The 23,436-nt window shown below is 63.7% G+C and carries 26 protein-coding genes; 6 read left to right on the top strand and 20 right to left on the bottom strand.

What is annotated here, in order from left to right; genetic code table 11:
• Nucleotides 1-375: 375 nt before the first annotated feature.
• From LHL23_RS18810 to LHL23_RS18800, 3 genes are all read left to right on the top strand, one after another.
• Entirely contained in the window at nucleotides 376-1,299 is a 924-nt protein-coding gene (locus LHL23_RS18810) for a sulfite exporter TauE/SafE family protein (protein ID WP_226431072.1), read from the top strand.
• 109 nt (nucleotides 1,300-1,408) lie between these two features.
• On the top strand, nucleotides 1,409-2,332 hold the full coding sequence (locus LHL23_RS18805; RefSeq protein ID WP_174146096.1) for a sulfite exporter TauE/SafE family protein: 924 nt from the start codon (nucleotides 1,409-1,411) through the stop codon (nucleotides 2,330-2,332).
• Between the two features lie 2 nt (nucleotides 2,333-2,334).
• Complete coding sequence (locus LHL23_RS18800) at nucleotides 2,335-3,120, top strand: TIGR02186 family protein (protein WP_222479573.1); 786 nt, start codon at nucleotides 2,335-2,337, stop codon at nucleotides 3,118-3,120.
• A 217-nt stretch (nucleotides 3,121-3,337) separates the two neighbouring features.
• Here the strand turns inward: LHL23_RS18800 and LHL23_RS18795 are convergent, their stop codons facing one another.
• The 6 genes from LHL23_RS18795 to LHL23_RS18770 form a co-directional block, all read right to left on the bottom strand.
• A complete protein-coding gene (locus LHL23_RS18795) occupies nucleotides 3,338-4,075 on the bottom strand; it encodes an SDR family oxidoreductase (RefSeq protein WP_226431071.1) in 738 nt (245 codons plus the stop codon).
• Entirely contained in the window at nucleotides 4,072-5,610 is a 1,539-nt protein-coding gene (locus LHL23_RS18790) for an ATP-dependent DNA helicase (protein ID WP_222479569.1), read from the bottom strand. Before LHL23_RS18790 ends, LHL23_RS18795 begins: the two co-directional genes overlap by 4 nt.
• Nucleotides 5,611-5,673: 63 nt before the next feature.
• Nucleotides 5,674-6,315, bottom strand: coding sequence for an acyl-homoserine-lactone synthase (locus LHL23_RS18785; protein ID WP_226431070.1), 642 nt, complete (start codon nucleotides 6,313-6,315; stop codon nucleotides 5,674-5,676).
• Nucleotides 6,316-6,408: 93 nt separating this feature from the next.
• Nucleotides 6,409-7,128: a helix-turn-helix transcriptional regulator gene (locus tag LHL23_RS18780; RefSeq protein WP_222479565.1), complete on the bottom strand. Its 720-nt coding sequence runs from the start codon at nucleotides 7,126-7,128 to the stop codon at nucleotides 6,409-6,411.
• 354 nt (nucleotides 7,129-7,482) lie between these two features.
• Entirely contained in the window at nucleotides 7,483-8,769 is a 1,287-nt protein-coding gene (gene ccrA, locus LHL23_RS18775) for a crotonyl-CoA carboxylase/reductase (protein ID WP_226431069.1), read from the bottom strand.
• 113 nt (nucleotides 8,770-8,882) lie between these two features.
• Complete coding sequence (locus LHL23_RS18770; protein ID WP_226431068.1) at nucleotides 8,883-10,313, bottom strand: 1-acyl-sn-glycerol-3-phosphate acyltransferase; 1,431 nt, start codon at nucleotides 10,311-10,313, stop codon at nucleotides 8,883-8,885.
• Nucleotides 10,314-10,482: 169 nt separating this feature from the next.
• Here LHL23_RS18770 and LHL23_RS18765 point away from each other — a divergent pair, with 169 nt between their 5' ends.
• The 3 genes from LHL23_RS18765 (at nucleotide 10,483) to deoD (ending at nucleotide 13,612) form a co-directional block, all read left to right on the top strand.
• Entirely contained in the window at nucleotides 10,483-12,450 is a 1,968-nt protein-coding gene (locus LHL23_RS18765; RefSeq protein ID WP_226431067.1) for a protein meaA, read from the top strand.
• Nucleotides 12,451-12,569: 119 nt separating this feature from the next.
• Complete coding sequence (locus LHL23_RS18760) at nucleotides 12,570-12,887, top strand: H-NS histone family protein (RefSeq protein ID WP_226431066.1); 318 nt, start codon at nucleotides 12,570-12,572, stop codon at nucleotides 12,885-12,887.
• A gap of 20 nt (nucleotides 12,888-12,907) precedes the next feature.
• Nucleotides 12,908-13,612, top strand: coding sequence for a purine-nucleoside phosphorylase (gene deoD / locus LHL23_RS18755; RefSeq protein WP_226431065.1), 705 nt, complete (start codon nucleotides 12,908-12,910; stop codon nucleotides 13,610-13,612).
• A 178-nt stretch (nucleotides 13,613-13,790) separates the two neighbouring features.
• Here deoD and LHL23_RS18750 read toward each other — a convergent pair whose 3' ends face one another.
• The 14 genes from LHL23_RS18750 to LHL23_RS18685 all read right to left on the bottom strand — a co-directional run bounded on the left by LHL23_RS18750 (nucleotide 13,791) and on the right by LHL23_RS18685 (nucleotide 23,434).
• On the bottom strand, nucleotides 13,791-14,648 hold the full coding sequence (locus LHL23_RS18750) for an urea carboxylase-associated family protein (RefSeq protein ID WP_226431064.1): 858 nt from the start codon (nucleotides 14,646-14,648) through the stop codon (nucleotides 13,791-13,793).
• Nucleotides 14,649-14,738: 90 nt separating this feature from the next.
• Complete coding sequence (locus LHL23_RS18745) at nucleotides 14,739-14,933, bottom strand: hypothetical protein (RefSeq protein ID WP_222479551.1); 195 nt, start codon at nucleotides 14,931-14,933, stop codon at nucleotides 14,739-14,741.
• A 71-nt stretch (nucleotides 14,934-15,004) separates the two neighbouring features.
• A complete protein-coding gene (locus LHL23_RS18740; protein ID WP_226431063.1) occupies nucleotides 15,005-15,160 on the bottom strand; it encodes a hypothetical protein in 156 nt (51 codons plus the stop codon).
• 123 nt (nucleotides 15,161-15,283) lie between these two features.
• Nucleotides 15,284-15,994 (bottom strand): ZIP family metal transporter, encoded by a 711-nt coding sequence (locus LHL23_RS18735; RefSeq protein ID WP_226431062.1) that lies wholly within the window; start codon nucleotides 15,992-15,994, stop codon nucleotides 15,284-15,286.
• Nucleotides 15,995-16,038: 44 nt separating this feature from the next.
• The gene (locus LHL23_RS18730; RefSeq protein ID WP_226431061.1) at nucleotides 16,039-16,308 is read right to left on the bottom strand and encodes a hypothetical protein; all 270 of its coding nucleotides are present in this window, start codon (nucleotides 16,306-16,308) and stop codon (nucleotides 16,039-16,041) included.
• A gap of 111 nt (nucleotides 16,309-16,419) precedes the next feature.
• On the bottom strand, nucleotides 16,420-17,199 hold the full coding sequence (locus LHL23_RS18725) for a succinate dehydrogenase iron-sulfur subunit (protein ID WP_222479543.1): 780 nt from the start codon (nucleotides 17,197-17,199) through the stop codon (nucleotides 16,420-16,422).
• 169 nt (nucleotides 17,200-17,368) lie between these two features.
• Nucleotides 17,369-18,004, bottom strand: a complete 636-nt coding sequence (locus tag LHL23_RS18720; protein WP_226431060.1) for a hypothetical protein — start codon at nucleotides 18,002-18,004, stop codon at nucleotides 17,369-17,371.
• A complete protein-coding gene (gene sdhA / locus LHL23_RS18715; RefSeq protein WP_226431059.1) occupies nucleotides 18,004-19,809 on the bottom strand; it encodes a succinate dehydrogenase flavoprotein subunit in 1,806 nt (601 codons plus the stop codon). The genes LHL23_RS18720 and sdhA overlap by 1 nt, the downstream gene beginning before the upstream one ends.
• Before the next feature lie 19 nt (nucleotides 19,810-19,828).
• The gene (gene sdhD, locus LHL23_RS18710) at nucleotides 19,829-20,200 is read right to left on the bottom strand and encodes a succinate dehydrogenase, hydrophobic membrane anchor protein (RefSeq protein ID WP_222479539.1); all 372 of its coding nucleotides are present in this window, start codon (nucleotides 20,198-20,200) and stop codon (nucleotides 19,829-19,831) included.
• Nucleotides 20,201-20,219: 19 nt separating this feature from the next.
• On the bottom strand, nucleotides 20,220-20,603 hold the full coding sequence (gene sdhC / locus LHL23_RS18705) for a succinate dehydrogenase, cytochrome b556 subunit (protein ID WP_222479537.1): 384 nt from the start codon (nucleotides 20,601-20,603) through the stop codon (nucleotides 20,220-20,222).
• 194 nt (nucleotides 20,604-20,797) lie between these two features.
• Nucleotides 20,798-21,499, bottom strand: a complete 702-nt coding sequence (locus tag LHL23_RS18700) for a DUF1194 domain-containing protein (protein WP_226431058.1) — start codon at nucleotides 21,497-21,499, stop codon at nucleotides 20,798-20,800.
• A gap of 137 nt (nucleotides 21,500-21,636) precedes the next feature.
• Entirely contained in the window at nucleotides 21,637-22,668 is a 1,032-nt protein-coding gene (locus LHL23_RS18695) for a MaoC family dehydratase (RefSeq protein ID WP_226431057.1), read from the bottom strand.
• The gene (locus LHL23_RS18690) at nucleotides 22,668-22,871 is read right to left on the bottom strand and encodes a DUF1737 domain-containing protein (RefSeq protein ID WP_024088976.1); all 204 of its coding nucleotides are present in this window, start codon (nucleotides 22,869-22,871) and stop codon (nucleotides 22,668-22,670) included. Before LHL23_RS18690 ends, LHL23_RS18695 begins: the two co-directional genes overlap by 1 nt.
• Nucleotides 22,872-22,894: 23 nt before the next feature.
• The gene (locus tag LHL23_RS18685; RefSeq protein WP_226431056.1) at nucleotides 22,895-23,434 is read right to left on the bottom strand and encodes an NnrU family protein; all 540 of its coding nucleotides are present in this window, start codon (nucleotides 23,432-23,434) and stop codon (nucleotides 22,895-22,897) included.
• Nucleotides 23,435-23,436 lie beyond the last annotated feature (2 nt).

Below are 23,436 nucleotides of genomic sequence, written 5' to 3'. Positions count from 1 at the left end.
TGCAGCTGTTGAAACGCCCGGCCCCTCGCCGGGCTTTTCTTTTTCCTGCCCTTCGTCTTTTCCGGATCAAGGGCCGCGCAGCAGCGGCGCGCAGGCGCCGTTCACCCTTGACGCGGAAAAGACGCAAGCACAATTGGCATGGCATGGCCATCTGAGGGGCAGCCCTGCCCGTCAGAGGCCTCTCAGCAGAACCTCTTTCCCGCCGCACGCAGTGCGGCGCCCGGCCCAAGGCCGCCAAGGCGAAGGGCCATGCCCTTCACCCGCAGGCGCTAGAGCACCTGCCCTTAGGTCCAGTTCACCACACTCTGTCGGTCCTGTCCGCCGCAGTGCCGCCTGGCCGGTTGACCCCTTGCGTTCTGATTGCTGTATGGCCCCATGCACGTGTTCCTGCCCATCGCCGAAGTCTCGGTCAACTTTCTGCTGCTCTTGGGCATCGGCGGCGCTGTGGGCGTGCTGTCGGGCATGTTCGGGGTCGGCGGCGGCTTTTTGATCACGCCGCTGCTGTTTCTGATCGGCATCCCGCCGGGGGTTGCGGTTGCCACCTCTGCCAACCAGGTGGTGGCCTCGTCCGTGTCCGGCCTGATGGCGCATTTCCGTCGCCGCACCGTGGATCTGAAGATGGGCTATGTGCTGCTGGGCGGCGGGCTTCTGGGCGCCGCGCTGGGGATGGCGGTCTTCAACTGGCTCAAGCAGCTGGGCCAGGTCGATCTGGCGGTGCAGCTTTGCTACGTGCTGTTCCTTGGCGTGATCGGCGCGCTGATGTTCGTCGAAAGCGTCAACGCCATCCGCAGGGCACGCCAGGCCGGCGGCCCCCCCGCCTACAAGCGGCGCCAGCGGTCCTGGGTGCACGCGCTGCCCTACAAGATGCGCTTCAAGGCCTCCGGGCTTTATATCTCGGTGATCCCGCCCGTGCTGGTCGGCTTCGGCGTTGGCATCCTGTCGGCGATCATGGGCGTCGGCGGCGGATTCATCATGGTGCCAGCGATGATCTACATCCTCGGCATGCCCACCAAGGTGGTGATCGGCACCTCGCTGTTCCAGATCATCTTTGTCGCCGGGTTCACCACGGTGATGCATGCCACGACCAACCACACGGTTGACGTGGTGCTGGCACTGTTCCTGCTGATCGGCGGCGTTGCGGGCGCCCAGCTGGGCACTCTGATCGGCGCCAGGCTCAAGGCCGAGCAGCTGCGCGTACTGCTCGCGCTGCTGGTTCTGTCGGTCTCGGTCAAGATCGGGTTCGAGCTGCTGCTGGAACCCGCCGACCTGTTTTCCCTGACCGTGCTCAATCTGCCCTGAAGCGCCTGTCGGCAGCTATAAGTCCAGTTTGCAACGGCAAATCAGTCCTGCACGCTGCAGAGCGGCATAGATCATTGATTTTTGATATGACTGCGGTTTAACAAAGAACATGCAGATCTACCTTCCCATAGCTGAGGTCTCAGTGAATGCCTTCCTTCTCCTGGGACTTGGGGGAATGGTGGGGGTTCTCTCGGGCATGTTCGGAGTTGGCGGCGGTTTCCTGATGACGCCGCTTCTGTTCTTCATCGGCATCCCGCCCGCAGTGGCGGTGGCCACCGAGGCAAACCAGATTGTCGCCTCTTCCTTCTCCGGCGTGCTGGCGCATTTCCGAAGGCGCACGGTCGACATCAAAATGGGGCTGGTGCTGCAGGCCGGCGGCCTGATGGGCGCGGCGCTGGGGGTTGTGGTGTTCAACTACCTCAAGGCGCTCGGCCAGGTCGATCTGCTGGTCAAGCTCTGCTACGTCGTCTTCCTGGGCGTTGTCGGCGGGCTGATGTTCATCGAAAGCCTGAACGCGATCCGCAAGTCCAAGAAGGCAGGCGGCGCCGCGCCTGCGGCCCGGCGCCAGCGCGGCTGGGTGCATGCGCTGCCGTTCAAGATGCGGTTCCGCACTTCAGGCCTCTATATCTCGGTGATCCCGCCCATTCTGGTCGGCGTCTGCGTCGGCATTCTGGCCGCGATCATGGGTGTCGGCGGCGGTTTCATCATGGTGCCTGCGATGATCTACATCCTCGGCATGCCGACCAAGGTGGTTGTCGGCACCTCGCTGTTCCAGATCATCCTGGTCACCGGTTTCACCACCATGCTGCACGCCACCACCAACTATACCGTGGACATCGTTCTGGCGGTTCTGCTGCTGATCGGCGGCGTGGTGGGCGCCCAGATCGGCACTCGCATTGGGGTCTACCTCAAGGCCGAGCAGCTGCGCATCCTGCTGGCGCTGATGGTCATTGCGGTCTGCGTGAAGCTGGGCCTCGACCTGCTGCTGCAACCCTCCGAGCTGTTCACGCTCGGCGAAGCGGGAGGCCACTGATCATGCGCAAGCTGCTTCTCTCTGCCCTGGCTGCCGCCGCCCTTGCGCTGCTGCCGCAATCCGCGGCCCGGGCCGCCAAGGAGGAGGTCGTGCTGGGCCTCAGCCAGGACCGGGTGGCGATCACCGCCACCTTCGACGGCTCCGAGATCCTGATCTTCGGTGCGGTGAAAAGGGAAACCCCGATCCCGCAGGACGACCCGCTGGAGGTGGTCGTGGCAGTCTCCGGCCCGGCCCCGTCCGTGATGGTGCGGCGCAAGGAAAAGAAGCTGGGCATCTGGGTCAACGTGGACAGCGTGCTGGTCGACTCGGCGCCGGCCTTCTACGCGGTGGCCACCAGCGCCCCGTTTGCCAAAGTTCTGAAAGATACCGAAGACCTGCGCTACCGGATTTCGATCAAACGCGCGATCCGCTCGGTCGGCGCGGCAATGCACATCCGCGGCGCCCAGGCCTTTGCCGATGCAGTGATGCGGATCCGCGAGAAGAACGGGCTCTATTCGCTGCGCGAAAACACCGTGGCGGTGGATGAGCAGACCCTGTTCCGCACCGCGATCAAGATGCCTGCCGACCTGACCGAGGGCGATTACCTGACCCGCATCTTCCTGACTCGCGGCGGCGAGGTGGTGTCGCAATATGAGACCACCATCGACGTGCGCAAGGTCGGGCTGGAACGGTTCCTGTTCTCCCTCTCGCGCGAGCAGCCGTTCCTCTATGGCCTGATGTCGCTGGCAATTGCCATTGCCGCCGGCTGGGGCGCATCTGCGGCCTTCAGCCTGCTCAGGAACCGGTAAGGAGGGGCGCTGCCCCTCTTGGCCTGACGGCCAATTCACCGCGGAGTATTTTGCTGCAAAGAAGAAGCCCCCCGGCTCTCCTTTGTAAAATGCACTCCTGTCCCGCTGCCTGGCCGGCGGCTTTGCCGCCAAGAGCGGAGCCATGCTGCGCGCCGGCGCAGCGCCGTGCCCAACGGGAGCGGCGCATCCGGGATGCGCCCGCAACGGGCGGGAGAGCCTAGCCACGGCCGATGTAGGGCATCTTGGTGGCCATCACCGTCATGAACTGCACATTGGCCTCCAGCGGAAGATTGGCCATATGCAGCACCGACTTCGCCGCGTCCTCCACCGCAAATGTGTGCATCATCTCAGCCCCGGGATTGGCCTCCGCGTGGCGCTGGCTCAGGTCCGCCACCATCGGGGTGCGGGTGTTGCCGATGTCGATCTGGCCGCAGGCGATGTCAAAGGGGCGCCCGTCCAGCGACAGGCTTTTGGTGAGGCCGGTAATCGCCGCCTTGGTCGCCGCATAAGGCGCCGAATGGGGCCGCGGCACGTATGCGGCGATGGAGCCGTTGTTGATGATCCGCCCGCCCTGCGGCGCCTGGTGGCGCATCTGCCGGAAGGCGGCGCGGGCGGTCAGGTACATGCCGGTGAGGTTCACGTTCACAGAGGCGAACCAGTCCTCCAGCGGGATCTCGTCAATGGTGCCCGGCGGGGTGAAGATGCCTGCATTGTTGAACAGTGCATCCAGCCGGCCTGCCGCCATAACAAAGCTGTTCACCGCATGGTCCACCGCCGCCGGGTCAGTCACATCGGCAGGCAGCACATGAGCGTTCGTGTGGCCCTGCGCCACCTCTTCCAGCTTCTCCGCCCGGCGGGCCGCCAGCCCGACCTGCCAGCCCTCTGCCAGGAACAGCTCCGCCACGGCTCGGCCGATGCCGGAGCTGGCGCCAGTGATCAGGATTGTCTTGCTCATGCCGGGGTTTCCTCCTGTGCTTCCAGCGTCAGCGCCGCGGCCGGCACCGCCTTCAGGTCATCCACCTGCAGCGGGCCTGCGGGCTTGGCCAGGCGGTTCCTGACCACCCAGATCAGCCGCTCCTGGGCGCGGGTGATGGCCACATAGGCCAGCCGCTTCCACAGCGGCTGGCCAGCCTCCACCCGGCCCATGCGGGCAGCGGCATAGATATCGGGCGCAAAGACCTGGGTGGTATCCCATTGCGAGCCTTGTGCCTTGTGGATGGTCACTGCGGCACCGTGCAGAAACGTTGCCCCCATGCGGGCGGCATAGGGGATGAAGGGCTCTTCCTCATCCGGCTTCTCGATCTTCACGATCGAAGCGGCAGAGACCTGCGGGTCCTCCGCCCCCATCACATGCAGGCGCGAGAAGCCGGGCTTGCGGCCGGGGCCGAGAAAGATCACCTGGGCGCCCTTAATCAGCCCCCGGGCCTCCAGGTCCAGGCGTTTCTTGCGGTGCTTCATCGGCAACTCAATGCCGTCGCAGATCAGCGGCTCGCCGGCGATCAGCTCATCCTCCGGCGCGCCGTAAACGGTGCGGAAGGCATTGATCAGCCGGATACGGGTATTGTTGCGCCAGACCAGCACCGGCGAGCGCGCCATCAGGTCGACCTCCACCCTCTGGCCCCAGACCACGCGGTCATCGCGGCGGGCGGTATCCTCCACCATGCGCTCGAAATCCTCGAACCCGAGCTGCGGGTCGGCCAGCGCATGGGCCAGGTCCAAAATCGGGTTCCCGGCCTCCTGCCGGTGGATGCGGTTCAGGATAAGGCGGCGCGGCTCCGGCAGCGCGTCGAACACCATCGACCCCGACTGGTTCACCGGCGCCAGCTGCGCCGGGTCGCCGAACAAAATGAGGTTCGGGAAAATTTCCTTCAGGTCCTCGAACTGGCGGTCGTCCAGCATCGAGGCCTCGTCGACGAAGCCGATGTCCAAGGGCTCCTCGCGCCGTTTCCAGCCGGTAATGAAATCGGAGCCGCGCAGCCCCGCGGCGGCCAGCGCGCCGGGGATCGACTTGTTCTTCTCATAGAAGGCGGCGGCGCGGGCCAGCGCCTCCTCGGTCAGCCCTTCGATCTCGGGCTGGTCGCCCTGCCCCGCCAGCCATTCGGCGATCTTCTCGAACTCCGGATCATAGACCGGGGTATAGAGAATGCGGTGAATGGTGGTGGCCGGCACTCCACGCAGGCGCAGCACGCTGGCGGCCTTGTTGGTCGGCGCCAGGATTGCCAGGGTGCGGCGGTCGTCGCCTTTCTTGCGGCTTTCATAGTCGCCGGAGACAACCTCGACGCCTGAATTCTCAAGCGCCTTGTAAAGCTCGGCCAGCAGCAGCGTCTTGCCCGATCCGGCCTTGCCGATCACCGCCATCACCCCGGCGTCGCCGCGGGGCGGGTGCAGTAGCCCGTCATCAAGGTCCACCCCCGCCTTGCGCAGGAGCTCGGTCACGCTGTCATAAGCGGTGGCCTGGTCATCGGAAAACTGTACGGGCAAAGCTGTCATGGCGCGACCCTACAGCCGCGGGGCCGGGTCCGCCAGAGGAACCGGCCCCGGAATCCGCCGCCGTCAGGCGGTCAGCGCCAAGGGTTTCGCCGCACGCGCTCCGCCAAAGGAGCGGTCGAACCAGAGCTGTGAGAGTTCCGGCGAGATGCCCGCCTTGGCGGCTACGTTCCGGTAGACTTCCGGCGTGTATCCCCACAGCCCCAGGCAGATGCGGTCGCGTCCTTCGCCTTGGGTGCCGATGACCTCCGGGCTGAAGCCAAGGCTGCGGTAGATCCGCACCATCCGGCGGTCGAAGACGCCTGCGAAATGCGCAACCGAGAAATTGCGCATGATCTCAACTCCGCCCAGGGTCAGCGCCCCGGCCACATTGCCGCCGGCTTCCCGCGACAGGCAGAAGCGGGTGCATTCCCAGATCAGCGGGCTGCAGACCGGCACACCGCCCGCAAGATCCAGGAACACGTCATTGACCATCACCGGTCCTGTGGTCGGCAGAAACCGCATGGAGCCGCCGTGGCTGCCGTCGGGCATTTCCCAGATCACATACAGCGGGTCCAGCGCGTCATACTGATCGCGTTCCTCGCCGTTGCGGTCGACCTGCACCTCCCAGCCCAGCCGGTCCCTGAACTGATCCGCCCGGTCCCGGAACATCGAATGCGCCAGAAATGCGTGGTTGTGTAGATCGCGGCCATAGATATAGCGAAGCATGAATTTGTCCCCTTCTGGTTGAACAGTGGGGACAGGGTACGGTTACATCACACAATCTCAGAGTGTATTTACGATAGATTTCTCAACCTGGCGCTAAATTACAATTAGACCAAGCGACATGGCGCGGGCAATCGCGTGCGTGGTATTGATCGCCCCCAGCTTGAAGCGGGCGCTTTCGATGTAGACGCGCAGCGTGTGTTCGGAGATCGACAAAGTCTTGGCCACCTGCGCGCGGCTGTAGCCGATCGCCAGCAAGGTCAGCGCGTCCACCTCGCGCGGCGACAGCGGCTGGGCCTGCTCCGGGCTGCGGTCGGGCTCAAACTCCAGCGCCTTGCGGTTAAAGTAATGCGCCATCAGGATCATGTCGCGGCTGTAGCGCTCCGTCAGCTTTTCCCAAGCTTCGTCGTCGCAGCTATGGCTGACGGTGAACACCGCAAACTGCCCGTTCGGCCCGCGGATCGGGATCGAATACCCCTGGTTGCCCACCCCGTGCTCCAGCGCGTCTTTGAGGAACTCCCGGGCAGGCTTTGGCGACCAGTCCAGCCGTTTCCAGTCCACCGGGTGAAAACGCTGGTAGCAGCCGGCCACAACCGGATCGACCCGGACATACGATTTCTTCTGGTAGCGCTCGACCCAGCCCTGCGGGTAGGTGCCGAAGTAATAGTGATCGCCGGCGCTGTCCACCCAGTGATACATGGCGTGATCGACGCCGAACACGGCACAGACCTGCTCGATGATCAGCTGGAGGCCATCCAGCGTCTCCGTCGCATCAAGCGACTCGAGGATACGGTCCAGTTCTGCCTTGTTCGCCATCAGCGATGCGCCATTCCCTTCGGGGCCTGCTCCTTAAAGCCGCTGGGTTCCGTCGGGAACCCGGCAAGAGGCAGACCGGTTAAGCGGACCTTTCTGCAGCGCCAGCTACCCGAAGGTCAATGGCAACATGCTGAAATCACTCCGCTCGAGCGGCAGAAACCGTGAGACACGCTGAAAACTCGAAAAAGCGCCACAATTACACAGGTACGCGCCGCAATAGCATCGCCTGTCCCCATAAACAGCGCGGAGGCGGCTGCTGACAGTCCGAATTGGATAAAATTGTAAATAAAATTCCCCGCGTTTCACATAAGCGAAGCGCGGGGAATACCATTCAGGTCCGGGCGCAGAGCCAGGTCAGCTGCCTGCTTCGAGCACATCCTGCAGGGTGCGCAGGCCGGTCTTCGGCGCCTGCACCAGCACCGACATGTTGCCCGGCAGATGCTCGTTCCGCAGCATCTTCATGTGCGCCTCGGGCAGATCCGCCCAAGTGAAGACTTCGGACATGCAGGGATCGAGGCGGCGCTCGACCATCAGCTTGTTGGCGGCCGCGGCCTGCTTGAGGTGGGCAAAGTGGGAGCCCTGCAGACGCTTCTGGTGCATCCACATGTAACGCACGTCGAAGGTCAGGTTATAGCCGGTGGTACCCGCGCAGATAACGACCATGCCGCCCTTCTTCACCACGAAGGTGGAGACCGGGAAAGTTGCCTCGCCGGGGTGCTCGAACACCATGTCGACGTTCACGCCCTTGCCGGTGATGTCCCAGATCGCCTTGCCGAACTTGCGGGCCTCCTTGAACCACTCGGCATACTCCGGGGTGTTGACCGTGGGCAGCTGGCCCCAGCAGTTGAAGTCCTTGCGGTTCAGAACGCCCTTGGCGCCCAGCCCCATGACAAAGTCGCGCTTGCTTTCGTCCGAGATCACGCCGATGGCGTTGGCGCCGGCGGTGTTGATCAGCTGGATCGCATAGGACCCCAGGCCGCCCGAGGCGCCCCAGACCAGCACGTTCTGGCCCGGCTTCAGGTCGTGCGGCTCATGGCCGAACAGCATCCGGTAGGCAGTGGCCAGGGTCAGTGTGTAACAGGCGCTTTCTTCCCAGGTCAGATGCTTGGGGCGCGGCATCAGCTGCTGGGCCTGCACGTTGGTGAACTGGGCAAACGAGCCATCCGGGGTCTCATAGCCCCAGATCCGCTGGCTAGGGGAGTACATCGGGTCGCCGCCGTTGCATTCCTCGTCGTCGCCGTCGTCCTGATTGCAGTGGATCACGACCTCGTCGCCGACCTTCCAGCGGGTGACCTTGGAGCCCACCGCCCAGACGATGCCCGAGGCATCGGAACCGGCAATGTGATAAGGTGCCTTGTGGCCGTCAAACGGCGAGATCGGCTTGCCAAGGGAGGCCCAGACGCCGTTGTAGTTGACGCCGGCCGCCATCACCAGGACCAGCACCTCGTTGCTGTCCAGCTCCGGCACATCGACCACTTCCTGCTGCATCGCAGTGTTCGGCTCGCCGTGGCGCTCCTTGCGGATCGCCCATGCGTACATCTTCTTGGGCACATAACCCATCGGGGGGATTTCCCCCAGCTCATAGAGATCTTTCTCGGGCGCCTCGTACGACATGACGTCAGTCTGGGTATCCAATGCCATGATGGCCTCCTTTGTATCCTGTTCTTTTGCCGCGGTGCAGAATCGCAGCGGTTACCTGAGGGATAGGATTGGAAGAGTAATATTGCAACCTCTTTTGCGTCATTTGGGTAATTTTATGACCTTGCGGATGCAGCATCACCTTTAGCAGGTGCAGAAAAATCACGGTCTCCACCGGGCAACTCGCCGCCGCCGGGAAGCAGGTGGCGGATCGAATTGGCATAAAACGCCAGCAGGTCGCGGCCCTCTTCTGCCGGAACGATGCGGCCATCGGCCTCAGAGACCAGACCGCGCCGCAGCAGCTGGCGCAGCCCGGCCTCAGCCGCATAGGACAGGTTTTCCCGCGGAATGTGGACGTGCGCCAGCGGCATCGCCGCGGCCAGATCCTCCAGCCGGTGCTCGATGGCGGCCCGGCTGAGCGGCCCGTGCCGCAGCAGGATGGCCGCGATCATCGGCACCGGCAGCACCGGCACAATGGCGCTGATCCGCTGCATCAGTTCCCGTGCCAGCGGTTTGGTGATGTCGCCCTGCCGCCCGGCGCCGAACCCGGCCAGGCTCAGCGGGCGGCCGAAATTCACCCCGGCATAGCCGGAGCGGTGGTAGCGGCCGGTCATCCACAGCCACAGCTGCCGCAGCAGCCGCAGTGCCACCAGCCCTATCCGGGCGCGGAAGCGGCGGTCGCCCGCCTTGGCGGCAGAGGTCAGGATCTTGTCCTCCAGCACCCGGTCGTAGTTCAGCGCCACCGGCACAAAGACCACGTCGCGCCGGTCCGGATCGTAGCCCTCGACGATGTATTTCAGCAGCCCAAGCTTGGGCGCGGCCAGCGCGCCATCAAGGCTGAGGCCGCCCTCGGGAAACATCGCCTGGGTGGAGCCGCCGCGGGTGGCCAGGCGTACATAGGCCGCCAGCACCTTGCGGTAGAGATCATTGCGCGAGCGGCGGCGGATGAAATAGGCGCCCATCGCCCGGATCAGACGGCTGAGCGGCCAGACCCGCGCCCACTCCCCCACCGCATAAGACAGCGCCGAGCGCTCCGCCGCCAGGTAGGTGACCAGCACGTAATCCATGTTGGAGCGGTGGTTCATCACAAAGACCACGGTGGCAGTGGGGTCGATGGCGCGCAGCGCTTCCTCGTCCTGATGGCCCAGCCGCACTCTATAGACCGCATTGGACAGGAACCGCGCCGCCCGGATCGCCAGGCTGAAATAGGCAAAAGCGGAAAACCCGGGCACGATCTCGCGCGCATAGCGGCGCACCTGTTCGAAGGCGACGTTTTCCGGGATGCCTTCTGCCGCAGCGTGATCCGCCGCGGCCTGCGCGACCTGCGGGTCGTGAATCAGCCGCTGGATCATGTCGTGGCGGCGGGCCAGCTTGAACGGCTCGATCGGCCGCTCCAACCGTTTGTTCAGCCGCGCCACCGCCCGTTCCAGCCGCCGCCGGAAAAACCAGCGCACCGAGGGGAACAGGAAATGCGACGCAAAGGTCACCGCGGCAAAACCGACGATAAGCACAAAGAGCCACAGCGGAAGTTCCACGATTTGCGTCATAGTTGAACAGTTGCCCATGGCAACAGCCTTTACAAGCGCCAAGCCTGCAGGGTTTGCCGCCCCGGCAGCGGAATTGCCGCAACGCAGCGAATTGACATGGGTTGAAAATTGCAGTTTACATCTGCTTGACGAAATAAAATTACCGACACACTGACTCGCGAGGCCCGACATGCCGCAGATGCAAAAAGACCGCCCCTGGCTGATCCGCACCTATGCCGGCCATTCCACGGCATCGGCATCCAACGCGCTTTACCGCGCCAACCTGGCCAAGGGGCAGACAGGCCTCTCGGTCGCCTTCGACCTGCCGACCCAGACCGGCTATGACAGCGACCATGTGCTGGCCCGCGGCGAAGTGGGCAAGGTGGGCGTGCCCGTCTGCCACCTGGGCGACATGCGGACCCTGTTCGACCAGATCCCGCTGGAGCAGATGAACACCTCGATGACCATCAACGCCACCGCCCCCTGGCTGCTGGCCCTTTATATCGCGGTGGCAGAGGAACAGGGCGCGGATGTGTCCAAGCTGCAGGGCACGGTGCAGAACGACCTGATCAAGGAATACCTCTCGCGCGGCACCTATGTCTGCCCGCCCAAGCCCAGCCTCAAGATGATCGCGGATGTGGCGGAGTACTGCTACACCAACGTGCCCAAGTGGAACCCGATGAACGTCTGCTCCTACCACCTGCAGGAGGCCGGCGCGACGCCGGAGCAGGAGCTGGCCTTTGCCTTGGCGACCGCCCAGGCGGTGCTGGACGAGCTGAAGCCGCGCATCGCGCCGGAGGACTTCCCGGCGATGGTGGGCCGCATCTCCTTCTTCGTGAACGCGGGCATCCGGTTTGTCACCGAGATGTGCAAGATGCGCGCCTTTGTCGATCTGTGGGATGAAATCAGCGAGAAACGCTATGGCGTCGCCGACCCCAAGTTCCGCCGCTTCCGCTATGGCGTGCAAGTGAACTCGCTGGGCCTGACCGAACAGCAGCCGGAGAACAACGTCTACCGGATCCTGATCGAGATGCTGGCGGTGACGCTGTCGAAAAAGGCCCGCGCCCGCGCGGTGCAGCTGCCCGCCTGGAACGAGGCGCTTGGCCTGCCCCGCCCCTGGGACCAGCAGTGGTCGATGCGGATGCAGCAGATCCTGGCTTATGAGACCGACCTTCTGGAATACGGCGACCTGTTCGACGGCAACCCGGCGGTGGACGCCAAGGTGGAGGAGCTGAAGGAAGGTGCCCGCGCCGAACTGGCCAACCTGGAATCGATGGGCGGCGCGGTTGCCTCGATCGAATACATGAAGGGCCGCCTGGTCGATTCCAACGCCGAACGGCTGAACCGGATCGAGAAGAACGAGACCATCGTGGTCGGCGTCAACAAATGGACCGCGGGCGAGCCCTCGCCGCTGCAGACCGAGGACGGCGGCATCATGGTTGTCGACCCGGCGGTGGAGCAGGAACAGATCAGCCGGCTCAATGCCTGGCGCGGAGATCGTGACAATGACGCGGTGCAATCGGCACTGGCCGCCCTGCGCGCGGCCGCGCAAAGCGGCGCCAATATCATGGAACCCTCGATTGCCGCCGCCAAGGCCGGCGTCACCACCGGCGAATGGGCCGAGGAAATGCGCAAGGTCCACGGCACCTACCGCGGCCCGACAGGCGTTTCGGCCTCTGTCTCCAACAAGACCGAAGGGCTGGACGACCTGCGCGATGCGGTCAATGCCGTCAGCGACGTGCTGGGCCGCCGGATCAAGTTCGTGGTCGGCAAGCCTGGCCTGGACGGCCATTCCAACGGCGCCGAGCAGATTGCCTTCCGCGCCCGCGACTGCGGCATGGACATCACCTATGACGGCATCCGCATGACCCCTGCGGAACTGGTGGAAGCGGCGCAGAAGGACGACGCCCATGTGGTCGGCTTGTCGATCCTCTCGGGCAGCCACCTGCCGCTGGTGAAGGAGATGATGCAGCGCATGCGCGACGCCGGTCTGGACCATATTCCGGTAATTGTCGGCGGCATTATCCCGGATGAGGACGCGCAAAAGCTGAAATCAATGGGAGTCGCACGCGTCTATACGCCCAAGGATTTTGAGCTGAATTCAATTATGAGCGACATTGTCGACCTGGCAAAGCCACCTCAAATTGCAGCGAATTGACCCTTAACAGGCAAATTCCCGCAAATAGCCGAAAAAGATGCTGAAACGCGTCTGGAAATTGGGCCATAAGGAATGACATACCGGTTTTTCCGGTATGTCATTTTTATATGGAGTTCAAAATGACCGTCGATCTTTCAGCAATGAGCAGAAAAGAACTTCTTCAGCTGCAAACCGATGTTGCTGAGGCGCTGCGCGACGCAGAACTGCGCGAACGCCAGGAAGCATTGAAAGCCGCCGAGGAAGCGGCCGCAAAATTTGGTTTTTCACTGGATGAAATTGCCGGCGCGAACCGCCAGAGCGCCAAGAAAACCAAGGCTGCCCCGAAATACCGCAACCCGAGCAACCCCGAGGAAACCTGGACCGGCCGCGGCCGCAAACCGCATTGGGTGCATGCCGCCCTGACCGCGGGCATGGATATTTCCGACCTGGAAATCTGACACCGCAGCGGAGCAAGGCGATGACCATTCATATCGGCGCCGCGCAGGGCGACATTGCTGAAACCGTTCTGATGCCCGGCGACCCCTACCGCGCGAAATGGGCGGCCGAAACTTTTCTGCAGGATGCCCGGCTGGTCAATGAAGTGCGCGGAATGCTGGGCTATACCGGCACCTGGAACGGCCACCGCGTCACCATCCAGGGCAGCGGCATGGGCATGCCCTCGCTGTCGATCTACACCAATGAGCTGATCCGGGACTACGGCGCAAAGACCCTGATCCGCATCGGCTCCTGCGGCGGCATGCAGGACAAGGTCAAAGTCCGAGATGTAATCCTGGCAATGACCGCGAGCACCCTGAACAGCCCCTCCAGCGGCATTTTCCGCGAGCTGAACTTTGCGCCCTGCGCCGATTGGGGCCTGCTGCAGGCAGCTGCGCAGGCTGCCGCCAAACGCGGATCAACCACCCACATCGGCGGCATCTACTCGTCGGACGTGTTCTATGACGAACGCCCCGACCTGAACGAGCAGATGGTCCGCCACGGCATCCTGGGCGTCGAGATGGAGGCAGCGGAATTGTACACGCTGGCCGCCCGCCACGGCTGCCGTGCGCTGGCGGTGCTGACCGTGTCCGACCATCTGGGCACCGGCGAGGCCTTGCCGTCCGATCAGCGCGAACGCAGCTTTGGCGATATGGTCGAAATTGCGCTGGAAGCCGCATTCAGCTGAAGCCGCGCAGAACAAATCAGAAAAGGGCGGCAGATTTTCTGCTGCCCTTTTCTTTCCACCGGCCGTTCATTCCGGCGATGCCGGCCGAACCTTAAAATTCCCATTTTGAAAATAAGTGAGCCGATTTTTCCGGACGGCAGTATTGGCAGCCGCTCCGCATTCCAATTGGCTCACCGGTTCACCCGCGGCCATGGCTGCGGTCATAGCCATTGGGCGGCGGGCTTTGCCAATCATCCAGTGCGCCTTTTTCCGGGGCAAATATCTCAACCAGCAGCGGATAACAGGCGGCTGTATCGCTGGAATGCTCGGCCGAGCAATCACCGCCCGGGCAGGCGCTGAGGCTGCCCAGCAAATCAATTTCGGCAAAAAACTCCAGATAATCGCCGGGACGCACCGGGCTTGCCTTCATGAAATACTGGCCGGTATCGCGGGTGAAGCCGGTGCACATGAATACATTGAGGACATCATGCACATGCGGTTCTGCTTCTGCCAGGGGAACCCCCAGATGATCCGCCAGCGCCCGGGTCAGGTTGGAGTGGCAGCAATGGTGGTACTGGCTGCCCGCCAGCAGATTGCCGGTGTAAGGGTCGCAGCGGGTGCCGATCACATCATGCACCGAACCGCCGTATTCATCCATGCCGTACCAGCCCAGCGTGTCCGCCACGACGGTCGCCATCGGGCGCAGATGCGGGAAGCTGGTCCACATCCGTTCGCCGGTGGTGATATGGGTGCCGTGCAGGGCGCGGGTCTTGCCGGAATAGAACCGCTCGCTGAGGTCATTCCTGTTCCACAGGTTCAGGTCGCCCACCTGCGGCCCCTCGACAGAGCTGATGCGGAAGAAATGCCCGGCAGGCACCTCGAAACAGGCGGCATCGCGGGGCGGCACCAGCACCTCTCCGGTCTTCACCGCGCCCTCGCGCGCCTGGCTGTAGAGCGCAAGGTCCGGCACTGGCAGGGTGTCATTGGGGTAGCAGATTACCGGCTTGACGGCACGGCGGACCGCCGCATCGGCGGGGGCAGCGGGAGTGCTGGACATTTGGGCTAACCTTCCTGTTCGTTTGCCCCATCAAGACCGCATCCCCGCCGGGGTGCAAGCCCTTCGCGCCACTGCCGCAAGCACATCTTGTCAGGCGCTGCGCTCCGGATTGCGGCAGATGCGCGGTGCTTCGCTGCCCGCATCCACCGCACCGCAATAGCTGCAGCGCCACTGTCCTTCAGATTTCACCTGCCGCCAGCGGCAGTTGCGGGTCAGATCCAGCGCGCGGTGGCGCCACAGGAAATAGCAGAAGACGCCAACCGCCAGAACAGCAATGAGTATCATGCGGCCTGTCTAGCCCCGCCTGCCCCGCCCTTCAAATGGAAATGCCAGGCAGGACAGAGGCAAAACCTGCTTCATGCTGCCTGGTAATATTCAAACAGCTGCTCCTGCTCCTGAACAGGCGCCACCGGCGTTTCAGGGGTGTAATATGCATAGGCCTGCTCCAGCGCCTCAAGTGCGGCGCGGGCTTGCTGATCACGCTGATCTTGCTGGGTTTCAACAGGTTTCATCGGGCGGTCTCCTGACTTTCGGCACCATCCTCCCCTAAGCCGCAGCCTAGCCCGCGGCGCCGGCCTGCGCACCGCATGATTTTGCAGGTTTGCCATGCAGCCGCCGCAAGTCCTGCACCCGCCTCAGCTGATCAGCATGTTCCCTGCCAGCCCCAGCGCAAACCCGGCGACCGCCCCCAGCGCAGGCGCATTGCTGTGGCTGCTGTGCGCATTGGGCGCGATATCCTGGAACAGCAGGTAAAGAATGCCGCCGGCGGCAAAGATCATGATCGCCCCCAGTGCGGCCTCGGCCTCAGCCAGCCAGACCAGCCCGGCCAGCGCACAGGCCGGGCCAAGCGCGGCCAGCCCCAGAAACAGCAGCAGCACATGCCAGCCCGGGCTGTCGCCGCTCCAGACCTCGCGGAAAGCGGCAAAACCCTCGGGCAAGTTCTGCAGGAAAATCATCAGCGCCAGCAGCTTGGCAGTGGCCGCATCAGCCACCAGCATTGCCCCCAGCGCCATCGCCTCCGGCAGGTAATCGAGCAGCATCGCCAGCAGCAGCGCGCCGCTGCCGCCACTACGCTGCAAAACGGTATCGATCAGGTAGAAAACCAACCCGCCCGCAGCAAACAGGCCGACCGCCCAATGCGGCGGCAGCGCGTCTGCCGCCTCGGGCACCAGCACCAGCGCCACCGCTGATGCCAGCGCCCCGCCGCCAACAGCCGAGATGGTGTGCAGCACCCGGTCGCGCAGCGCTGGGTTGGTGATGTGCTCGCACCAGGCAAGCAGCCCGCCCAGCGGCATCGACAGGCCGGCAAAACCGGCCAGGAGTACGGCATAAACGTGCGGTTGCATTCCGGCAGGTTAGAACCGCGGCCCACCTGCCTCAACAGCAAAAATCACACGTTGACGCAGGAGGTTGCCTGCGCCGCCTGCGCCTCTGTCACATTCGGCCCGGACTGCACATTGCGCAACACAGTGGCCCCGGCGCCATGGCCCAGGAACTCGGTGCTGATCCGGACCTGGCCGGTGATCCCGGCCTCCGCGATACAACCCGGAATCCTGGCATCCGTCGCCGCCAGCTGGCCGCCGATACGGTCGTGATCCGTTGCCGTCATGCAGCCCGCCATCAGGGTCAGCGCCCCTGCGGCGCATCCAAGAAGCCTCATGCCCGTAAATCCATTGCCTGCCAAAAACACACCCCCGGTTTCGCAGGAAACCGGGGGCCTTGCAATTTTCATCGCGCGAGGCGGCGGATCCTTGCGGACCGCCTGCGGTGTTCAGACCGCGCGCTCGACCATCATCTTCTTGATATGCGCAATCGCCTTGGCCGGGTTCAGGCCTTTGGGGCAGGTCTTGGCGCAGTTCATGATGGTGTGGCAGCGGTAAAGCTTGAACGGGTCCTCGAGGTTGTCCAGACGCTCGCCAGTGGCCTCGTCCCGGCTGTCGATGATCCAGCGGTAGGCATGCAGCAGCGCGGCCGGCCCCAGGTAGCGGTCGCCGTTCCACCAGTAGCTCGGGCAGGAGGTCGAGCAGGATGCGCACATCACGCATTCATAGAGGCCATCCAGCTTCTTGCGGTCCTCGATGGACTGCTTCCACTCTTTCGCCGGGCGGTTGGTCTTGGTCTCCAGCCACGGCATGATCGAGGCATGCTGGGCATAGAAATGCGTCAGATCCGGGATCAGGTCCTTGACCACCGGCATATGCGGCAGCGGGTAGATCGCCACATCGCCCTTGATCTCATCCATGCCGTAGATACAGGCCAGCGTGTTGATGCCGTCGATGTTCATCGCGCAGGAGCCGCAGATCCCCTCGCGGCAGGAGCGGCGGAAGGTCAGCGTCGGGTCGATCTCGTTCTTGATCTTGATCAGCGCGTCCAGAACCATCGGGCCGCAGCTGTCCATATCGACGAAATAGGTGTCGACCCGCGGGTTCTGGCCGTCATCCGGGTTCCAGCGGTAGATCTTGAACTTGCGCACATTGCTGGCGCCGTCCGGCTTGGGCCAGGTCTTGCCCGTGGTGATCTTGGAGTTCTTGGGGAGGCTGAATTGAACCATGATTTCAACTCCTTCACATGCCCAGCAAGCAGAATCTGCCTGCAGCAATTCGTTCATTGAGGCCAAGCCGCCGCGCGCGCGCCTGCGAACCACCGGCCGTTGGTTGTGTCACAAAGCCACCACGGGCTGAATTGCCGTGTAGCAGGGAGTCAGAAGCGCGACACACTTTTCAGCTCCCGACACAATAGGTTGAACCACCGTAAAGAACGGAGGCGTCTTTCGGGCATTGCAGTCGCGGCACCGTCGTATAGGCGGCCTGCGGTGCAGCCTGCTCCAAGCCCCCAGCCTGATAAGGCTGAGCGGGAGCCGCTGTCGCACCCCTGCGCAGTTTTCCCCTTGCACAGGCATTGATCGCGCGGGCGTCTTGCTTGGTAACTGAGCCCCCCGGGACAATCGTTACTTCAGTCGCCCGGCTGCCATAGGAGAAAACCTGCACCTCGAACTGTCCCGGCACGCCGAGCTCATTCTTACAGGCAAGAATGTTCGCGTTTTGCGTCTCCGCACTGTGCAAAAAAACATCGCGGCCAGCACCATATTGCCCCAGGAGCCGCTCTCTTGAGCACTTGTTGATGCTGCGTGCCTCATTCAGCGAAACCCCGTTTCCGTTGGCAGCGAAAACCGAGACCCGGCCGTCCCTAAGCAATAGTTTCTGCGGTGCAAACGGCCCCTTGATACCCAGATCAGCATGACAGCTGCGCAGCGAGTCCTTCTGCACACTTTCGCTCAGCGACAGAATCGTATCCGCGCCTGGTGTAGCGCAGGCAGTCAATGCCGCGCATGCGGTGACAAGGATAGCACCCCGCATCAGAACGTCCGCGCCTTGGGCGCGATTTTCTTGAGGCTGATGCCGCCTTCGTCTTCGGTGGTCAGCGGATCCACGATCACCGGACGGTAGCTGAGATCCACCTTGTTGCCCTCAACCCGGGAGACGGTGTGGACACGCCAGTTCTCGTCGTCGCGGGTGGTGAAATCCTCATGCGCGTGGGCGCCGCGGCTTTCCTTGCGCGCTTCGGCGCCAACGATGGTGGCCAGCGCATTCGGCATCAGGTTCGTGAGCTCCAGCGTCTCCATCAGGTCGGAGTTCCAGACCAGCGAGCGGTCAGTCACCTGCAGGTCATCGAGCTTGGCCGCAATCGCGGTCATCTTCTCGACGCCTTCCGCCATGGTCTTGGAGGTGCGGAACACCGCCGCGTCTGCCTGCATGCACTTCTGCATCTCAAGGCGCAGATCCGCGGTCGGGATGCCGCCCTTGGCGTTGCGCAGGGTGTCGAACCGGTCGAACGCCTTGTCGACGGAGGCCTGGTTCAGCACCGGGTTCGCCGCTTCCGGGTCCACAACCTTGCCCGCGCGGATGGCAGAGGCACGGCCGAAGACCACCAGGTCGATCAGCGAGTTGGACCCAAGCCGGTTGGCGCCATGCACCGAGGCGCAGCCCGCCTCGCCCACGGCCATCAGGCCCGGCACCACGGCGGTCGGATCCTCGGCGGTCGGGTTCAGCACCTCGCCCCAATAGTTGGTCGGGATGCCGCCCATGTTGTAGTGCACGGTGGGCAGAACCGGGATCGGCTCCTTGGTCACATCCACGCCGGCAAAGATCTTGGCGCTTTCCGAAATACCCGGCAGCCGCTCCGCCAGCGCCTCGGCCGGCAGGTGGGAGAGGTTCAGGTGGATATGGTCGCCCTCGGCGCCGACGCCGCGGCCTTCACGGATCTCCATGGTCATGGAACGCGAGACATAGTCGCGCGGCGCCAAGTCCTTGTACTGGGGCGCATAGCGCTCCATGAACCGTTCGCCTTCGGAGTTGGTGAGATAGCCGCCCTCGCCCCGTGCGCCCTCGGTGATCAGGCAGCCGGAGCCGTAGATGCCGGTCGGGTGGAACTGCACGAACTCCATGTCCTGCAGCGCCAGGCCCGCGCGCGCCACCATGCCGCCGCCGTCGCCGGTGCAGGTATGCGCCGAGGTGGCGGAGAAGTAGGCGCGGCCATAGCCGCCGGTCGCCAGCACCACCATCTTGGCGTTGAAGACATGCATGGTGCCGTCATCCAGCTTCCAGCACACAACCCCCTGGCACTGCCCGTCCTCGGACATGATCAGGTCGATGGCGAAATACTCGATGTAGAATTCCGCGTTGTTTTTCAGCGACTGGCCATACAGCGTGTGCAGGATCGCGTGGCCGGTCCGGTCAGCGGCGGCGCAGGTGCGCTGCACCGCGGGGCCTTCACCGAACTCGGTGGTGTGGCCGCCGAACGGGCGCTGGTAGATCTTGCCTTCCTCGGTGCGCGAGAACGGCACACCGTAGTGCTCCAGCTCGTAAACCGCCTTGGGGGCCTCGCGCGCCAGGTATTCCATCGCGTCGGTGTCGCCCAGCCAGTCGGAGCCCTTGACGGTATCATACATGTGCCATTGCCAGCTGTCCGGGCCCATGTTGCCCAAGCTGGCGGCAATGCCGCCCTGCGCCGCCACGGTGTGGGAGCGGGTCGGGAACACCTTGGTCACACAGGCCGTGCGCAGCCCCTGCTCCGCCATGCCCAGCGTCGCACGGAGGCCAGCCCCGCCGGCGCCAACCACGACCACGTCATATTCATGTGTTTCGTATTCGTAAGCAGCCATTGATGAAAACCTCGGGGAGTTACAGGGCCAGGCGGATCAGCGCGTAAACGCCGGTCGCGGCCACGGCATAAGACAGGCAGGTGACCAGGATGATCGTCAGGCGGCCCTTAAAGCCGTGCACGTAGTCCTCGATCATGGTCTGGGCGCCCGATTTGAAATGCATCATGCCGACCACCAGGGTCAGCGCGGCCACGATGGCCGGGAACGGGCGCGAGTAATAGGCGGTGATTTCCTCATAGGAGCCGCCCAGCGCGCTGCCGAAGGTGAAGACAAACAGCGGCACCAGGATCAGCAGCCCGATGGCGCTCACCTGCATGGACCAGTGATGGGCGGTGCCCGATTTGGCGGCGCCCATGCCAACGGCGCGCTTGCGGTCGGTCAGATAACGCATGGCGAAACTCTCCCTTGGCTCAGACGATGACGATGGTGATGAGGGTCAGGACAACAGAGCCGATCACGACGGCCCAGCCCAGCTTCTCGGCCTGCTCCAGGTCCAGCATGTAGCCGTTGTCCCAGATCAGGTGCCGGACGCCCGCCAGCGTGTGATACCACAGGCCCAGCGCCGACAGCGTCATCACCAGATCGCCGAACCAACTGGTCAGCAGGCCGTTGGCGGTGGCGAAATAGTCAGGCGAGGTTGCGGCGGCCAGAAACCACCAGGCGATCAGCAGCGCGGAAACGATCAGCGCGTTGCCGGTGATCCGCGTCAGGATCGACGTCACGGAGGTCAGCTGCGGCCGGTAGACCTGCAAATGCGGCGAAAGCGGGCGGTTGCCCCGATTGACATCGGCCATGTTGGCTCCTTTTCAGGTTGGCTGACGACGTTTTAGCCGATTTTTACGGCGTGTCACCCGGCGGATCGGTCAAATCCGGCAGGTTTCTGGCCTGTTGGCGCTAAAACGCCACGGCTTGTGATCACAGCAAATAATTAGTGATCACAAATCCTCCGGTTGAAAATTTTTTGCAGAATCACAAGGCAATCTGCAAATCACTGCAAAGCCGCGCCGCCTTGGCGGGACCCGGGCAGCAGCGCCGCAGTCTGCCGCGCCACTTCCCGCACCAGCTTCTTGCGGATGCGCGACGGGTAGTCGGCAAAGCTCGCGGCAGAGACCACAAAGGCCCCCTCGCCGCGGATCACATTTTCGAAGAAATAGGCGGTCAGCTCCGGCTCGCTCTGCTCGATGGCGATGGCATTCACGGTCACATTGGCGGCCGCCAGCGCTGCATGCGCCGCCCGCGGCTCAACCCCTTCATTGGAGAACCCGTCGCCGGAGACATCGATCACCCGGCGCCTGCAATGCGCCACCGCCGGAAACTGCTCAAGCGCCAGGAACAGCGCCTCGCCAACGGCGGTCGAGTAATTGCGCCAGGGACGCGGCGCCTGCTCGATCTGCTGCGCCAGCGCCTCCACATCGCCGAAGGTCCGGATTTCAGCCCAGGGCAGCGTCACTTCCTGCCGCGACTGCCCGGACCATTGCATCAGCAGCACCTGGGCGCGTGCCTTGACCAGCGCCTCAGAGACCACCCCGTCGCGCAGCCCCGCCGCCAGACCGTCCATCTGAATGCGGTATTCCTCGGCATCGACAGAGCCGGAGACATCCACCGCCAGCACCAATGCCAGATCGCAGGCCGCTGCCTTCAGCGGCCAGAGGGAGAGCATGGAGAAAACCAGAAGCTGCAAAACCCGCATGCCGCCAGCTTAAGCGGCAATCGCGCGAAAGGTCATCACAATTCTGCCAGCCGCGGGAAAACCCCGCAGCTACTTTCTGATTTGAAGCACCTTGCGGATGAGCGCCCGCGGCGGCAGGGGGCAGCGCCCCTGCCCGGTCACTTCGGCATCAAGGCCCAGTAATCCAGATCCAGCAGAACATCCGGCAGATACTTGCCGTCCTCGCCCTTCAGCTCAAACGGCGCGCCGCCCTTGGTCGCGACCAGCCGCAGCCGGATTGCGCCAACGCCGGGCGCCGCGGTGTCGGCCTTGTCCAGCACCTCGGACCAGGCCCGCACAGTAAGACCCGACAGGCAGGGGTTGGCGTGCGCCCCGCCATTCAGGCCGACGATCATCTGGGCGTTGGCCAGCCCGTTGAACGACAGCGTCCGCGCCATCGAGATCACATGGCCGCCATAGATCAGCCTTGTGCCGTCGGGCCGCGCGGTGTTGTCGAAATGCACCTTGGCGGTGTTCTGCCACAGCCGGGTCGCCATCATGTGCTCGGCTTCCTCGATGGTGACGCCGTCCACATGGTCGATGCTCTCGCCCACCTCATAGTCGCCCCAGCGGTGCGGCTCGCCTGCCAGGGTGAAATCGTAACTGCTGAAATCCAGCCCGGCCGGAATCACCAGCTGCTCCGCCGGGATCACCTTGTTCAGCTCGGGGATCACCGTCTCCGGCGCCGGCGCATCCAGGTCGCGTTTGCGCACCATCACCCAGCGCACGTATTCCATCACGCATTCATCGCGCTGGTTCAGCCCGCGGGTGCGCACATAGACCACGCCGGATTTGCCGTTGGAGTTCTGCTTGAGGCCGATCACCTCGGACTCCGAGCGCAGCGTGTCTCCGGGGTAAACCGGCAGCAGCCAGCGCCCCTCGGCATAGCCGAGGTTCGCCAGCGCATTGAGGGAGATGTCCGGCACCGTTTTGCCGAACACCACATGGAAGGCCGCCAGATCATCCAGCGGCGCTGAGGGCAGACCAGAGGCCCGGGCAAATTCATCCGAAGAATAGAGCGCATGGCGCGCCGGGTAGAGCGCGTGATAGAGCGCCCGCTCGCCGCCTGACACCGTGCGGGGCACCGCATGGGCGATCACCTCGCCCACGGTGTAATCTTCGAAAAACCGGCCCGGATTGGTCTTGGCCATCAGTGCTCTCCCAGTTTGGTCTCAGGGGTGTAGGTTCCGTCCGCTTCCTTCACCACCGCCTGGCCGCAGCGCATGATCCCCTTGACGGGATCAAAGGTCTGGGTCGGGCTGCCGTGCAGTTCCCAGCCCTTGTTCAGCGCATCGGTCACCTTGTGGCAGAAGGCGGAGGTGTCGTCCTCGGACAAAAATCGGTACAGTTTCATGGCTTCCTATCCTGCTCTCGGGTCTATCCGCCAAACGGCGACGGGCCGACCAGACCATGGACGTAGCCGATCACCCCCATCAGGACAATCGAGGCGGCAAGGAACATCCCGTCCTTGGCGATGGTGCCCTTGGGGCCCGGCTGCCAGCCCGGCTCGGCGCGGTTGATCACAACCTTCTCGGCGATGGACCAGGCCCACAGACCGCCGAACAGGACAAAGGACGCCGGATCCCAGTTCACCAGCAGGTGCGCCAGCGCCCACAGGCCGAAGCCCGTCAGCATCGGGTGGCGCATCTTGTAGAACAGTGCCCCCTTATGCGGGCCGGGGCTCATGAAATAGATCGCAACCAGCACCAGCAGGTTGTTGATATGTGTCAGGAACGGCGGAACCAGCGCCAGGTCGAAGCTCTCGGCGGAGCGGTAGCCCAGCACCATCAGCACCACACCCGCCACGAGCACCAGCGCCACCACGCCGCGCCCGCCATTGCCCATGGAGGCGCGCATATCCGGCGCCAGCCGTTTGAACAGGTGGCCGCCCCACCACAGCAGAAGTCCCAGGATCAAAA

Origin of the sequence: Leisingera sp. McT4-56, from assembly GCF_020514995.1 — a bacterium.
Classification (GTDB): domain Bacteria; phylum Pseudomonadota; class Alphaproteobacteria; order Rhodobacterales; family Rhodobacteraceae; genus Leisingera; species Leisingera aquaemixtae_A.
This window is presented reverse-complemented; position numbering and strand designations above follow the sequence as displayed.